Source organism: Acinetobacter seohaensis, assembly GCF_056431365.1.
Window position 1 is genome coordinate 164,224 of the sequence record NZ_JBWKMK010000029.1, and the last position, 15,393, is coordinate 179,616.

At 41.1% G+C, this 15,393-nt stretch carries 8 protein-coding genes; 2 read left to right on the forward strand and 6 right to left on the reverse strand.

Annotated features, from left to right (window positions below; translation table 11 throughout):
- Window positions 1–431: 431 nt before the first annotated feature.
- The 6 genes from AC07E5_RS05275 to AC07E5_RS05300 form a co-directional block, all read right to left on the reverse strand.
- Window positions 432–3,071: a bifunctional aconitate hydratase 2/2-methylisocitrate dehydratase gene (locus AC07E5_RS05275; RefSeq protein ID WP_096900892.1), complete on the reverse strand. Its 2,640-nt coding sequence runs from the start codon at window positions 3,069–3,071 to the stop codon at window positions 432–434.
- A gap of 314 nt (window positions 3,072–3,385) precedes the next feature.
- On the reverse strand, window positions 3,386–3,637 hold the full coding sequence (locus AC07E5_RS05280) for a hypothetical protein (RefSeq protein WP_225543336.1): 252 nt from the start codon (window positions 3,635–3,637) through the stop codon (window positions 3,386–3,388).
- 202 nt (window positions 3,638–3,839) lie between these two features.
- Window positions 3,840–4,199 carry a hypothetical protein gene (locus AC07E5_RS05285; RefSeq protein ID WP_178318665.1) on the reverse strand — a complete coding sequence of 120 codons (360 nt, stop codon included), beginning with the start codon at window positions 4,197–4,199 and terminating at the stop codon, window positions 3,840–3,842.
- 197 nt (window positions 4,200–4,396) lie between these two features.
- Window positions 4,397–5,389, reverse strand: a complete 993-nt coding sequence (locus AC07E5_RS05290) for an IS5 family transposase (RefSeq protein WP_180036307.1) — start codon at window positions 5,387–5,389, stop codon at window positions 4,397–4,399.
- A gap of 423 nt (window positions 5,390–5,812) precedes the next feature.
- Complete coding sequence (locus AC07E5_RS05295) at window positions 5,813–10,324, reverse strand: translocation/assembly module TamB domain-containing protein (RefSeq protein WP_498624854.1); 4,512 nt, start codon at window positions 10,322–10,324, stop codon at window positions 5,813–5,815.
- A gap of 21 nt (window positions 10,325–10,345) precedes the next feature.
- Window positions 10,346–13,150, reverse strand: a complete 2,805-nt coding sequence (locus tag AC07E5_RS05300) for an autotransporter assembly complex protein TamA (protein WP_498624855.1) — start codon at window positions 13,148–13,150, stop codon at window positions 10,346–10,348.
- Window positions 13,151–13,325: 175 nt separating this feature from the next.
- Here AC07E5_RS05300 and AC07E5_RS05305 point away from each other — a divergent pair, with 175 nt between their 5' ends.
- Together AC07E5_RS05305 and coq7 are read left to right on the forward strand one after the other, a co-directional pair.
- Window positions 13,326–14,645: an MFS transporter gene (locus AC07E5_RS05305; protein ID WP_253103558.1), complete on the forward strand. Its 1,320-nt coding sequence runs from the start codon at window positions 13,326–13,328 to the stop codon at window positions 14,643–14,645.
- A gap of 4 nt (window positions 14,646–14,649) precedes the next feature.
- Window positions 14,650–15,285: a 2-polyprenyl-3-methyl-6-methoxy-1,4-benzoquinone monooxygenase gene (coq7, locus tag AC07E5_RS05310; RefSeq protein WP_004973212.1), complete on the forward strand. Its 636-nt coding sequence runs from the start codon at window positions 14,650–14,652 to the stop codon at window positions 15,283–15,285.
- The last annotated feature ends 108 nt before the right edge of the window (window positions 15,286–15,393 follow it).

A 15,393-nucleotide genomic window follows, 5' to 3' on the forward strand; every position in this document is an offset into this window, starting at 1 on the left:
ATTTTAATTACATAATTTTACAATCATTATAGTAAGTTATTAAAAAATATACAATTTCATTAAAATTAAAACTAAGTAGTTCATTTCAATAAAGTTTTTACCAAAAATTATAATTAAAATTGAATACCAGCATTAATCCACCATATTTTGTGACGCAGTTTACATTATTTTATGACAAACGGTATTGATAGGCAAATTTATATTGTTTTAATAAGTTAAATTCTAATTTATTTCATAGCTTGCGCCCCTATTTTTAAATCAGTTAGGCAAGCTGAAATATCACAATCTATGCTGTTTTAAATGTCATTCATTATTAGATCGAAATTTTACGCATAAAAATAAGGGCTGAATAATCAGCCCTTATTTGATCTTGCTTATCGCTCAACACTCGAACAAATCATAGATTTGCTCTTGCGTTTGCTTTTCCTAACTTAGGTCAACTGAGCAGCAGCAATTTTCTTGGTGTCTACATTCGCAGCAGCGTCTGTGTAGCTTTCCATCTGGTCAAAGTTCAAGTACTTGTAGATGTCAGCAGACATGCTGTCGATTTGAGAAGCGTACTGTTGGTATTCTTCTGGTGTTGGTAACTTACCAAGTACCGCTGCAACAGATGCAAGCTCAGCAGAAGCTAAGTAAACGTTTGCACCTTGACCTAAACGGTTCGGGAAGTTACGTGTAGAAGTAGATACTACAGTTGTGTTCGGTGCTACACGTGCTTGGTTACCCATACATAATGAACAACCTGGCATTTCTGTACGCGCACCCGCTTTACCGTAAGTGTTATAGAAGCCTTCTTCCATAAGTTGACGCTCGTCCATACGAGTTGGAGGCGCTAACCATAGACGAGTAGATAAAGAACCACCAGGAACTTTGTCTAATAACTTACCAGCAGCACGGAAGTGACCGATGTTTGTCATACAAGAACCGATGAACACTTCATCAATTTTGTCGCCTTGAACGTCAGAAAGAAGTTTTGCATCATCTGGGTCGTTCGGGCAGCAAAGGATTGGTTCTTTGATGTCTGCAAGGTCAATTTCATACACTTTAGTGTATTCTGCGTCAGCATCAGCTTTAAGAAGTGATGGGTTCGCTAACCATTTTTCCATGTTCTCAACACGACGAGCCATAGTACGCGCATCGCCATAACCTTCAGAAATCATCCACTTAAGCATGGTGATGTTTGAACGAAGGTATTCAGCAACTTTCTCTTCAGAAAGTGTGATAGAACAACCTGCAGCTGAACGCTCAGCAGAAGCATCAGACAATTCAAATGCTTGTTCAACTGTTAAGTCAGTTTCCATTTCTGTTAAGTCGATTTCTAAGATACGACCAGAGAAGATGTTTTTCTTACCTTTCTTCTCTACAGTTAAGTCACCTTCTTTAATTGCGTAGTAAGGAATCGCATGTACAAGGTCACGTAAAGTGATACCAGGCTGCATTTTACCTTTGAACTTCACAAGTACAGACTCAGGCATGTCAAGTGGCATAACACCAGTTGCTGCAGCGAACGCTACAAGACCAGAACCCGCTGGGAAAGAAATACCAATTGGGAAACGAGTATGCGAGTCACCACCAGTACCTACTGTATCTGGAAGAAGCATACGGTTTAACCAAGAGTGGATAATACCGTCACCTGGACGTAAAGAAACACCACCACGGTTCATGATGAAGTCAGGAAGCGTGTGTTGCATTTGAACGTCAACTGGTTTTGGATACGCAGCTGTGTGACAGAAAGATTGCATTACTAAGTCTGCAGAGAAACCTAAACAAGCTAAATCTTTTAATTCGTCACGTGTCATTGGACCTGTTGTATCTTGAGAACCAACAGTAGTCATCTTAGGTTCGCAGTAAGTACCTGGACGAACACCTTGACCTTCTGGAAGACCACAAGCGCGACCTACCATTTTTTGAGCTTGAGTGAAGCCTTTGCCTGTGTTTTCAGGTTGTACTGGAGTACGGAACAAAGTAGATGGTGCAAGACCTAAAGCTTCACGCGCTTTAGCTGTCAAACCACGACCAACGATCAAGTTAATACGACCGCCTGCACGTACTTCGTCTAGAAGCACTGGAGTTTTAAGTTCAGATTCAGCGATTTGTGCGCCGTCTTTGAACGCTGTTACTTTAGCAGCAGCATGGTCGATTTTAAGAGTGATTTCATCACCCATGTTCATATTAGAAACGTCGATTTCTACTGGTAAAGCACCCGCATCTTCCATTGTGTTAAAGAAGATTGGCGCAATTTTACCACCTAAGCAGTAGCCGCCATCTTTTTTGTTTGGAATGTGCGCGATTTCATCACCGAAGAACCAAAGTACAGAGTTAGTTGCAGACTTACGAGAAGAACCTGTACCAACAACGTCACCCACGTAAGCAACTTGGTTGCCTTTCGCGATAAGGTCTTTGATTTGGTTTAATGGACCAACTTCACCAGGAACTTCTGGGTTGATGCCATCACGTACGTTTTTCAACATTGCATTTGCGTGCAATGGAATGTCTGGACGACTCCATGCGTCTTGTGCAGGTGACAAGTCGTCAGTGTTGGTTTCGCCAGTAACTTTAAACACTGTAAGTTTGATTTCTTCAGGTACATCTTTACGGCTAGTGAACCATTCAGCATCAGCCCAAGATTGTAAAACTGCTTTCGCGTTTTCGTTACCTGCTTTTGCTTTGTCTGCTACGTCATGGAACGCATCAAATACAAGCAAAGTGTTTTTCAATGCTTCAGCTGCTAAGCCAGCCAATTCAGCATTGTCTAAAAGCTCTACTAAAGGTGCTACGTTATAACCACCAAGCATTGTACCTAGTAAGTAAACTGCGCGCTCTTTAGAAACGAGTGGAGAGGTTGCTTCACCTTTTGCTACAGCAGCTAAGAAAGCAGCTTTAACGTATGCCGCTTGGTCAACACCTGCAGGTACACGGTTTTCAATCAAATCAACCAAATAAGCTTCTTCGCCTGCTGGTGGATTTTTTAATAATTCAACTAATGCAGCTGTTTGCACATCATCAAGTGGCTTCGGTGGGACTCCGAGTGCGGCACGTTCTTCAACGTGTTGGCGGTAAGCTTCTAGCACGGTGTTATTCCTCTTTTTTAAAAAATTATTTGTGAATTCCTGCTTTTAAAGCATCACAAACAATATGGACTGCAAAATTTTACTAAACTTCAGGTTAAAAGTTAATGCAACTAGAGTGTTTCTTTGTGATGCCCATTATTTTATAACTAAATGATGCGCATATTGTTCAATTTACAGGCAAAACACGACTTAATTTTAACTTTGTCTGTATGTACACTAACTTTTCGCCTAAAGTTTAACTCGTAAAAAAGGCAACACTCATGTTGCCTGTTCTAATGAATGAATGATATTCCACCTTAGTGTACTGTTGTGGCTTAAAGATAGTGCTGTAATTGTTCGCGACTACCTTCAAACTTGAGTTGAATTTCATCTTCATGCAGCATACAGTGTTCTGCACTGGTAAATGAAATTTGAACTTGATATATCTTTGCAGGTGCATCAATTTGCTGACGTAAATACACCCGATCACCTAAACTTAAAACATAATGACTGCCGCCAATTACCGCGACACCTTGTTCATCTTCTAAGAGCAAATCTGCATTATGCAGGTAAGCAACCACTTCCATTATGCGCTCCTACTGTTTTTGTTATCTTTTTAATTATTCATGAAAAAGATAAGCTTTGCCAGTTTTAAGATTTAGAACTTGTCACAATTTATTTGTTATTTATTTTAGTTTTAGACGTTTGATTCACTTAGGCTATTTTTTGATAAAAGATAGTAGAAGTACAAAACATATTTCAATTTTAATTCATAAAAAAACCGTTCTTTTAGAACGGTTTGTAATCAGGCATTTTATCATGCGGGGTCGCGATACATTTTTCAGTAAATTGCGTACGGACTTTTTCACGTGCCGCATCAACATCACCATTAATTTCTTCAAGTGGCAATGCATATACTTGCTCAATAATCTCTGAGATAAAATTACGGGTAATGTCATCTTCAATTTTATTGGCATGCTCAATGGCACGTTCTTTTTCAATCGCATTTTGACGATCTAGCATGATGGTACGCGCAGCATTGCCAACACTTCGGCAATAGCCTTGCCATTGTTCTTCAGGGGTTAAGGGTTTCTTTTCTGCACAACCCATTAATACAAGCACTGCAGTCACCACCAAAATCTTTTTCATTGAAGCTCTCCTGTTGTGCTTATGAGAGACCTTTGCACAAACCAGCGACCTACTCTCGACACCAATCTCAAACTCAACTAAAAACTGGAATTGGTGTTAAAAGATAGAAAAAGTCACCGAATTGGCATAACACTCTCCTAAATTGCAGTTAATTCAGATCTATTGGCTAGTTTTGCCAACCAACAGACACAATAACCCTAAGCCAATCCATATTTTTGTTTCAGACTTAGGGCCGTTTTTAAATTATGCACAATGCTAGCAAGCACTGTACTGGTATGAAATTGCATTAACCCTAAATGACGAGCCTTGCTCATCCCATAATGCAATTTAAAATGACCAAATACCCGTTCCACCGTATTTCTGGTTTGGCTCTTTTGGGTATTGGAACGTTTTTGTTGTTCGGTCAAAGGGGTATTACGCCATGCTCTATCATGAATATAATTGTTTATCGGTGGTTCATGCTTGGCAAGATAGTCGTCATGGGCTTGGCTTTTATACGCACTGTCAGCGTAAACAGCAGATTCATTCCCTGTTAAAAGCGTGGTAAAACATTGTGAATCATGCACATTGGCTGGGGTGGTTTCAACTTTTTTGACAAAGCTGTCTTCATCACAGTTTAGATGGATTTTAAAGCCGTAGGTGGTTTTCACTTTGCCTGTGCTGTCTTTTTTACTGACGTAGGCAGCTTCTTTGTCTTGGGTATTGTCGGTATGTTTGCCTTTTTTAGCTCGTTTGTTCTTGGCTTCGACGATACTGGCATCGATGATGCTGACACTGCCTGCTTTGATGATAATATTTTGCTCGGCTAGTTGCTCATTGATTTGGTTGAATAAGGGTTGGGTAAGTCCAAGTTCGCCTAGGTGTTTGTGGTATCGCCAGATGGTGCTGTGGTCAGGTACGTTATCGGTAAGCGATAGCCCGACAAAGCGGCGAAAGAGTAAGTCTCGTGCCAGTTGTTTTTCCATGGCTGGGTCTGATAAGCCATACAGTTTTTGTAGTAATAAGACTTTAAACATGATGACTGGGTGAAAGGCACTTTCGCCACGGTCGCTGTTATGAACATGACGTAAGGTGTGTTCGATAGTCTGCCAGTTGATGAGGTTGTGTAGTTCATCGAGTTCTTCAATGGCTTTGTGGTGATTAACTAGACTGTCTGCTAGGGACAGCTGCCCTGTTTGTTTCCATGCCATGTCGGTGTCTTTTGTTATGTGGTTGATTATAAAGCATTATATCATTTTAACGAACTTTTGTGTATCTGTTCGTGCAAAGGTTTCTTATATATTAAAAATGCAAAAATAGTACAATTAATGTACTACACATAACCCTAAAAGATACTTCTAATTGTTTTAAAAACTATTGTTCGCAATTTTAAAAACTGGAATTTTCCACCAATCTAACCTCCATTTAACATAATGGTGGTTATACGCAATACACTTGTATATTAATATAAATATCAGATACTTAACAAAACCTTAAAAAGCCCAAAATGCCCAAAAAGTCGATTTTGAAACAAGTCGGCNATGATAATCAAAAGTTGACATAAATACGAAACTATCCATGCACAAGCTTAAAAAATGCGCTCTGATAGAACGCATTTTTAAGTGAGGTTGCCGTTAGAAGCGCCAGTTATAGAAAATATCCACTGCGCGTTCTAAAGCTTGACTAGCTTCCAAATACAGTCGTTTATTCATTTGATAACGCAAAGTCAACTTATTGACAGGTGTGAAAACCCCCACGCCATAACGAATAAACAAGTCTGGGGTGATATAACCCGTCAAACTGACTTGGGTATCATCGCCTGTACCTTGGGCATCAAGTGCCAAACCACTTAAACCGAAGGTACGTCCAATTTGATTGGTCAAGGCACGTGTACCACCCAATCCCATACTAATACCTGCCGCTGCAATAGTATTGTTGACGTCTGACTTAAAGCTTTCGGTCTGACTCAAACCACTGGTACCTTCATTGATACGACCTGTAATCAAGGCATTTAATGCTTCTTGTTCAGATAAGCCTGCATCGTTATACACTTGAATGTTCGGACTGCTGGCTGTGCCTGTAACTCTAAAGCCGACCATGCTGCCCTGTACATTTTTATTGGCATCCATATCTAAAGTTGGGTTAGAAATTGGGCCATTAAAACGCGCAATGGCACGGTTCAAATCCAGACTTTGTCCATAGGCTTCAATTTTCACACGCTGGCTGACCCCAATCGCACCATTGGCACGCATCGCAGTTTCTAAACCACGTTGAGATAAATACAAACGTCCAATCAGTGGAATACGGCTATTAAAACCTTGGAAAATGACCCGATCACCCAAATTCAATTCAAGATCGGCACGAATATCCCATGGACGAGCTGAACGTAATAATGCCAGTTGATCTTGTCCTTCATGTACCACACGCACATCCGAAGACACGTTAACCACAGGTGCAGACACTTCAGGCATAGAAATTAAAGCCCGAGGTACATCTACACGTCCTTTTAAACTCAGTTTTTTCTGGAAAGGTAAAACATCTAAGGATACATCTGGCGTAATCATTGCAGTAATTAGCGGTGCTTGACGAATTAATAAGTCTTTACCGTTTAAATTTAACTGAATACGCGGATCATTTTTCCAATCCACACTGCCCGTTAAACGCCCTACACCACCACCGCTGTTAAATGCGCCATTAATGCTGGCTTGATCTTGGCGGATAGAGGAATAGACCTGCACATTGGTCAGATTTACAGGTAACGAAATCATGCTGATCGCACCATCTTTCAGGCGCATTTCACCTGTGAGCAATGGTGAAGTTAAAGTCCCATTGATCTTGCCAGCAAAGGACAAAATGCCTGCCATTGAGCGCACATCGGCAATAAACGGTTTAAAAACTTTAAGTTGTACCTGATCAAAGGCAATTTCACCGCGCATTGGCATGTTTTTAGTGTAAGGATCAATCAGCACATTGGCATAACCTGTACCAATTTCAGGTGTTTTCACATCTATGCGTAATTTCAAGCCTTCGGCAATGCTTTTTGCGACCACAGCCACTTGTTCATAGCGCAAGGTTGAGCCTATATCTTGTGGATCGTCCGCAGCAAGTCCAATGACGCCATCACGCGTGACCAAATGTGCATCAATTTTTGGCTTCTGTCCTTTTGCCCACGCCGCTTTGGCATATCCATTGACCTTGCCTGTAATCGCCAAACCTTCAGGCATAAATGCTGAAAAGTCATTTAAGTCTAAGTTTTGAGTCACAAATGATGCATTGGCTTTGGTTTTACTCACACGAATAGGTTGATCAAAACACAATTGGCTTTGCTGACTCATCCAACAATGCGCACCAACATACAACTCACTGGTTCTATGTTGATAAATCACGGCCGCGTTTTGGCGCTGTGCCAAGTGGGTTCTTAAGGAGTCAAAATCTCCTTTCTGAATTTGTCCCATCCAATCATTTTGTGCATTTAAACCACCCGCCAATTGTACATAAAACTTACTCAGCTTATTTTCGGCTTCTAGTTTTAAAATATGTGCCTGACGTGTACCTGCTAAAGAAATCTGCCCTTGCTCGATGCCACGGTTGCCACTGCGTAAATTTTCCATGGATGCCGTCATCAGCGTTGGCGTATTTTCAGAGGTTGGCAATTCACCTTGTAGGCGCAATTTACGCACGCTGAAAATATTATTTACACTGAACTGATCAACAGCGAAATTGGCAGTGGCTTGTAAGCGTGGCTGCGACTGCACATTGATATAGCCATACGCACGTCCACGTAAACCTGAATAGATTTCGTATAAAGCAGGCGCATTGACTTTAATACGCAGATTTTGTGCATTCCCCGTTGCTTGTAACTGATTTTTGGCATAAGACAAAAATAGATTATTGGCTTCAAACTGTTGTGGTAAAAAGCCTTTTTGATTAGCATCAATCAACATGGCTAAATTCCCCGTACCACGTACAGGTTTATTATTGAGCATGCCTGCCAAATTCAGACGTTCAATGTTGATCCGTTTTTGAGTGTCTGACCAAATACCTTGAGTGCGAATATTGCCCGATAATTCACCACGTACACTGGACACAAAATAGTGCGGCTTAAAGCGAATCAATGAGGCATTTAAATTCCAACCTATGCCATTATTCAAATGCAGCAAACCATCCGCCACAATTTGCCCTGCAACACCATTATGGCGTAAGTCGCTAATTTTAATTAGTTCCGGCGTACCCGATAATTTTAGTTTTAAATGTCCTTCACTGCCTTGAATGGCACTGGCATTTAACCCACCATCATAATTCACGGCAAAACTTTTAAAGCCACCACCAGCTTTCACATCATGGAACAATAAAGCGATGGTGCTTTGCCCAGTTAAATGTACGTTTTCATTTTGATTGACCAAACGCCCTGTCAAATTAATATCTTTCAAATGAATAATTTGCTGATTCGGCAATGCAAAACCATTGGCTTTAAACTGCCCATTTAACACATTAACAGGTGCTGCGGTGCTGATACTTTGCGGATTAAAGTTTTTCGCAGCCAATACCGCATTCCATTTCAACTGACGTTTATCAGTTGGTAAATCAATGACGGCGCTGCCTGCCAAATGACTATCTGCAGTATCAAATTTAAAATTAGGAATATTTAAACGATTATTCTTTAAATTCAATTTGGCTTGGTACATGCCCGCAGGTAACATGGTTTTTTCATGTGTGCTGACTTTACTCGCCACAAAAATATCTTGCTGACCTTCTACCAAGGCCAATTGCACATCACCCGATTCACTTTTCAACCAACCCACATACGGCACAGCACGGTCTATGTTGTTCCAGCGCACATCAAGCAACATCGGATTTGCCGCTTTGCCCTGCGCAGGTTTTTGATCGAGTTTTAAATTCCAAGTTTCATATTGGTCAAAATCGACTTGTGCAGTTAAGTGTGTGCCTTTTTCCAAATGACCTTTAGATGCTAAATTGGCATCTAAACTTGGCGGTAAAAAGTCTTTGACCACTTGAGGAATTAGTGGATCTTTAGGATTAATTTTATCCAGACGTCCTGTTAAATCCCAATTGACTTTTTTATCCCAACTGACAATGCCCGCTACATTGGCAGCACCTTGCATAAGTTGTGCATTTAAATTACTGATATTCAGTTGATGAACTAAATCGGTATACATCAGACCTGTATATTGACCTTTAGGAATGTTTTTACCACTCAAGTCCGTATTGACATCAATATCTAAACGGTTAATGTCGCCTTTAAATTTGGCTGCGCCTGCTTGAGTAAAAAGTTCCTGCTCGGTCAAAATCGGCCAACGGTAGTCTTTAAATTGTAACTCACCAAACATTGGCACTTGCTTGCGCATAGGGTGCAACACCACCCATCCTGTGAGCAAGTCAGGCGTATTTGTTGCAACACCTGCCTGAACTGTATCGAGCGTGCCTTTGCCAACCACCTTAATATCGTGAATATTTAAGCTGTTATGTAAAGATGGAATATTTAAAACACCCACCACATTAAGCGGATATTTACCCTCAAACTTCATATTGCCTGTGGCATTACGTACATTCAAATACTCCATATCCATCTTGGAGTCTTCAAATTTAAGCTCTGTGCCCGACCATAAGGCATTGTTTAAATGAATATCGTAAAAATCGACCTGAGTTCCAGAAGCGGTTTGAATCAATAAATGATCGACATCGGCAGTGTCTAGACGCAAAACAAAAGGTAAACGGATTTCATTGAATTTGAATGGATCATCACTCGGTGGGCCTTTTGGATAAATCCGCAGATTACGCACATCGGCACGGTTAAGATGGATTTCTTTATCTAAAATGGCGCGCCAACCAAGAATGACATCGGCACGGTCAATTTTGACATCAACAGGTTTTAAGCTGACGATGATATTGCGCAAAATAATCCCGCGCCATAAATTACCGCCTTCATATTCATATTGAATAATTTCTTGGCGCTGCAATACGCTGTCTAATAAGAACTTTGAGCCACGGTCTGTTGAGAACATCACCACCAAAGCGGACACCAATAACACCAGCATCAACAGCAGTGACAGTAAAACACTCCTGAGTATTCGACGCTTTTTAGGTGGCGTTACTGGAGTTTCTGGTTGCTGTTCAACTTCAGCCATAATGTTCTCTAAGTCTTAAATTTATAGTTGAGAGCCAATAAAGAAATGTAAACGGATTGGATGGTTATCATCTGAAATACCAGAAGCCACATCAATCCGAATTGGGCCAATTGGTGATGCCCAACGTACCCCTAAACCAACGCTATATTCGGTGTCGTTGCTAAAGTCTTTATCGTAAGCATTACCAAAATCACTAAATACGGCTGCGCGCCAACCCTCTTTAAATTGATAGTTATATTCTAATGAACCCACTGCCAAAGCCTGACCACCAATTTTAAAGCCTTCGATTTGTGGTGATAAAGACTTGTAGTCAAAGCCACGTAAAGACTGGTCACCACCAGTAAAATAACGCAAATTATAAGGCACTTTATTAAAATCTTCGGTGTAGATATAACCTAAGTCACTGCGTCCGACAAACTGATGATCGTCATTTTCACCCAATGAATAAATAAAACGCCAACCTGCATTTAGAATGGCTAAATCTGCATCGCTGAGCAGTGATTCACTCCCCAGTTCTATTTTATAAATTTGGCGGAAACCTTTGCTTGGGTTAACACGACGGTTACTGTCGGTACGTGAAACTTCATAGCCAAGCAATAACGATTGTTGCTCGACATCACCATTGGCAATAAACGCATCAGGCACTTTTTCCAAAAATACAGTGCCATCTTCAGTTAAGCGATCCAGTCGATAACGCAAGCCAAAAGTATGTTGCCAACTGCCCATTGGGTTTTTAATCACACGGTCTACACCTGCAACCGCAGATTCAATCATCAAGCCGCCACCTTGTGCAACATCGTCACGTTCTTCACGCTCATAACCGCCAACCAACGCGACATAATCATTCAAGGGATGGTTATAAGGAATATTATAACGTCCATCAATGGCTTGACGAATTTGCGAAAGCTCTAAGTTGGCATCGAAAGAGTGACCACGTTTATTGACAATGGCACGGCGATATTGCCCACGCAAACGCACGCCTGTGTCAGTTCCGTAACCTGCACCGACTTCGGCACTATTTAAGCGGTCTACATTTAAAGTCACAATCACAGGAATTTTTTTGTCTATGCGTGCTTGCTGTTTTAAGCGTTCTTCTTCTGATTGTTTGTCTTCTTGCTGTGCTTGTAGCATGCGCAGCTTATCGTTGCTCGCACCTTCTTCTGTGCCAGCAAATTCAGCTTCGTTCACCACAGATTGCGTCACTTCCTGAGATGACACCACCCGTTTTTGATCGACGACTGTGGCATCGTAAACTGAGATTTTTTGTTGATCGACCAAAGCCTGAATATCAGGTGGCAATTCCAAAGGATGCTCTACAGGATCAGGACGGATCGTATCAACTAAGGTGTAGTTGAAATAACGCGAGTTGGTGAGGTTATTGGCCAAACCATTTACACGCCAAAAAGTATAGTCAGCATTGTCCTGCCAAGTGACCATACTTTGCAGAATATCCATATCCAAAGGGAATTCTTGATTTGGATCGCTCATACGAAATTCAACATTTCCGAGTTTATAACGCTCGCCTGTTTCATAACGTAAATTGATATCGGCTGTATTTTGAGGTTGAGCGACTTTAACGTCATGCAAACGCCAGTAACTGTCAAAATAACCGTTATCTGAAGCGGCATCGGTAATTCGTTTTTTGGTTTGCTCATACAAACCATGATTAAACACATCATCTACTTCTTGATCAGGCAAGACACCAATAACCTGAAATTGTGCCTCGTATTGTCCTTCACCTGTAAATTCAATATTTTGCTGTTTAATCGCCACAGGTGGATTTGGCACAACCTGCACACGCACGCGGCTATCACTGAGTTTTTCAAACTTAAACTCGGCATTATAAAAACCCACCGCCTGCGCAGCCTGATTGGATAAGGTGCGCAACTGTGGCAATGCCGATGGAAAATCTGCAAAAGACTCCTGGGTAAAACTGGACAGTTTGGCCTTAATATTGGCACTTAACTGATCTACCGCTGTACGATAAGCATCGGGCGATACCTCTCCAATTGAGTTTTGTGTACCATTGACACCATTTGCGGTAATGACCACATCTGCACTAATACGCGGCACTTTGGCTGTATTTAGCTCACGCGGTGGACGGACTTTATACAGTAAACGTCTGAAAAAACCGGGTTTATCGGCATTTTCCACCTGCGTCATCCAGCCCAATTCAGCCATTAAGGTATCGTTAGGATTGGCTTCCACTACAAAATTACTGTCTGCCTGAATATTGGTTATGAGCTGATCGACATTTACAGGCGCTTGATCAATTTGCAGTAGCTCCTGCTGTGTTGCGTCTTTAACCAACGTTTCTGGCACTTGACCATTGCGGTCTAGCATCGCTTCTTGTTTGGCTTGTTCTGCCACCTGAAAAATTTCATTGGCAAGCCCCTGATCTACAGGTGCAATGGGTAAATCTTCTAAGTCTTCAAATTCGATAGGCTGAAATTCAGCAAAAGATGCCCCTGCCTGTTGTTGCTGTTGCAGCATTTCTAGACTATTAAATTCAGGTGTTTGCGCTTGCTCTAAAGCTTCTTCTATTTTTTGTAGATCTTGGGCACTGTCTTTACCTTGTGCTGCTGCCAGTTGTTTAATTTCTGCAGCTAAATTTTGTGCTTCTTCTGCAGTTGGAGTCTGTAGCGGTACAGGATTTTCAGCAAGCTGAGCGTTTGAATTGGGTACAGTAAGACTTTCTGCAAAACTTGAAGATGCAACTAAACCTAAAAACAGACTTAGTCCGAGCTTTTTCGGCATATTCCAGCATAAAATTGCATGCATACTGGAACACAGTACTGATTTTTTAAAGTTTGTATTTACAAGCATAAAAAACTCTAAACTGATTTAATTTTTATGGAAAAACCCCAATGAACCCGCGTACAAACACCAATTTATTTGATTTTTTCATCAGTGAAAAGACTTGAAACATCATACATGATTTTCTGTACTATTATATCAAGCGGTCACATTTCTTAATAAAACTAAACGAAGTTAATCACGCATGGAAAAAAATGAACATTTGTTGAGGAGTCGTCGCTTTTTGCCGATGTTTCTCACTCAATTTTTTGGCGCACTCAATGATAATGTGTATAAACAAGCGCTGCTTTTGGTCTTTACCTATGGCTGGATTAGCCAACAATCTGCAAATGTCAGCACCCTGAACAATTTGGCAGCCCTGCTGTTTATTTTGCCCTATTTCATTTTTTCTGCCACCGCAGGACAATTGGCAGACAAGTATGAACGCGCTCAATTGGTACGTGCCATCAAACTGCTTGAAATTATCATCATGCTGATTGGTACCGTTGGTTTTATTTTAGGAAATTTGTGGCTGTTGCTGATGGCCTTGTTTTTAATGGGCGCACAATCGACCTTTTTTGGCCCAATCAAATATGCCATTTTGCCTGAAGTGCTCAAACCGCATGAACTGATGTCAGGGAATGCAATTTTCCAGTCAGGTACATCCATTGCAATTTTACTGGGGATGATTTTAGGCGGTGCAGTGATTTCGGTATCTGCAGGCAATTTAGTCTGGATTAGCTTAACTGTGGTGATTATTGCACTAATTGGTTATGCCTCAAGTCGTTTTGTGCTGACGCAGCGCGTCACGGCACCCGACATTCAAATTGACTGGAATTTTTTCCGTACCAGTTTCCAGACTTTAAAATATGCCAAAAGCCTGCCGATGATTTTTCTAATATTATTGGGCAATTCTTGGTATTGGTTTTATGGGGCAACGTATTTAACCCAAATTCCACAGCTCACTCAACAAAACTTGCATGCTTCTGAAAATGTGGTGAGTTTATTACTGACACTCTTTTCTGTCGGTATTGGCGTAGGTTCTTTGCTCTGCCGTAAAATAGGCGGTACCGAGGTCAATATTAAAATGGTGCCTATTGGCGCAGTCGGTTTAACCGTCTTTGCTTTTTATTTGGCAGGCACATTGGCTTTTGTACCAGAAAAAACAGGCGCACTACTGGGCTTAGCCGAAGTCTTTCAGCAAGGCTGGAGTTATTATCATGTCATGTGTGCAGTCACTTTACTGGGCATTAGTGGCGGTTTTTACATTGTGCCCTTGTATGCCATGATGCAAGCCTATTCCCCTCGCTCGCACCGCGCACGTGTGGTCGCAGCCAACAATATTTTAAATGCGGTATTTATGGTGTCATCTGCCATTTTTTCGATTTTAATTTTAAGCATTTTAAAAATTGATTTAAAAATTTTATTTAGTATTACGGCTGTTTTAAGTGCTGTTTTCACCTTTTGGCTCTTGTTAAAGCTCAAGCCAATGTTAGATACTGCACAGGACTCTTTGGAGGATTAATTTCATGCGTCATTACACAGGCATCGACAAGTTTATTCATTCATTTGACCAAGCCTTACGTAGTTTAGTACCTGGCACAACTTCGGCTCAACGTGAAAACCCGGGCAATACGGTTGAAACCAAATTGGCTGTGAGTGAAGCACGTCATGTTGCAGGCTTAATGCGAGTAAACCATAGTGGTGAAGTCTGTGCACAAGCCTTATATCACGGTCAGGCTTTAACTGCGAAATTGCCCAATGTACGTCGTGAAATGGAACAGGCTGCAATTGAAGAACAAGACCATTTGGCGTGGTGCGAAGACCGCTTAAAAGAGTTAGACAGTCACACCAGTTTGCTTAATCCTGTATGGTATGGCTTGTCTTTTGGGATGGGTGCAATTGCAGGTATTGCGGGCGATAAATACAGTTTGGGTTTTGTGGCAGAAACTGAACGTCAAGTCAGCTTGCATTTAGAACATCATATTAGCCAATTGCCTGAACAAGATGATCGTTCACGTAAAATTCTAGTCCAAATGAATGAAGATGAATTGCATCATCGCGATACGGCGCTCAAAGCAGGTGGTGTAGATTTGCCTGTACCTGTACGTTTGACCATGACTGCGATTTCCAAGCTCATGACCAAGACCAGTTATTATATTTAATGAATTGATAACACTTAAACGCTCACAATTGTGGGCGTTTTTTTATGTCATTGGAATAGAAAACATCTCGATTAAAACGATCAAAAAATAACAGAGAAAGAGCCGATT

Bases quoted from the DNA above. Each gene is read 5' to 3' on its own strand.
- coq7 (WP_004973212.1), top strand. From the start codon at position 14,650: ATGCGTCATTACACAGGCATCGACAAGTTTATTCATTCATTTGACCAA.
- AC07E5_RS05300 (WP_498624855.1), bottom strand. From the start codon at position 13,150: ATGCTTGTAAATACAAACTTTAAAAAATCAGTACTGTGTTCCAGTATG.
- AC07E5_RS05305 (WP_253103558.1), top strand. From the start codon at position 13,326: ATGGAAAAAAATGAACATTTGTTGAGGAGTCGTCGCTTTTTGCCGATG.
- AC07E5_RS05280 (WP_225543336.1), bottom strand. From the start codon at position 3,637: ATGGAAGTGGTTGCTTACCTGCATAATGCAGATTTGCTCTTAGAAGAT.
- AC07E5_RS05285 (WP_178318665.1), bottom strand. From the start codon at position 4,199: ATGAAAAAGATTTTGGTGGTGACTGCAGTGCTTGTATTAATGGGTTGT.
- AC07E5_RS05295 (WP_498624854.1), bottom strand. From the start codon at position 10,324: ATGGCTGAAGTTGAACAGCAACCAGAAACTCCAGTAACGCCACCTAAA.
- AC07E5_RS05290 (WP_180036307.1), bottom strand. From the start codon at position 5,389: ATGGCATGGAAACAAACAGGGCAGCTGTCCCTAGCAGACAGTCTAGTT.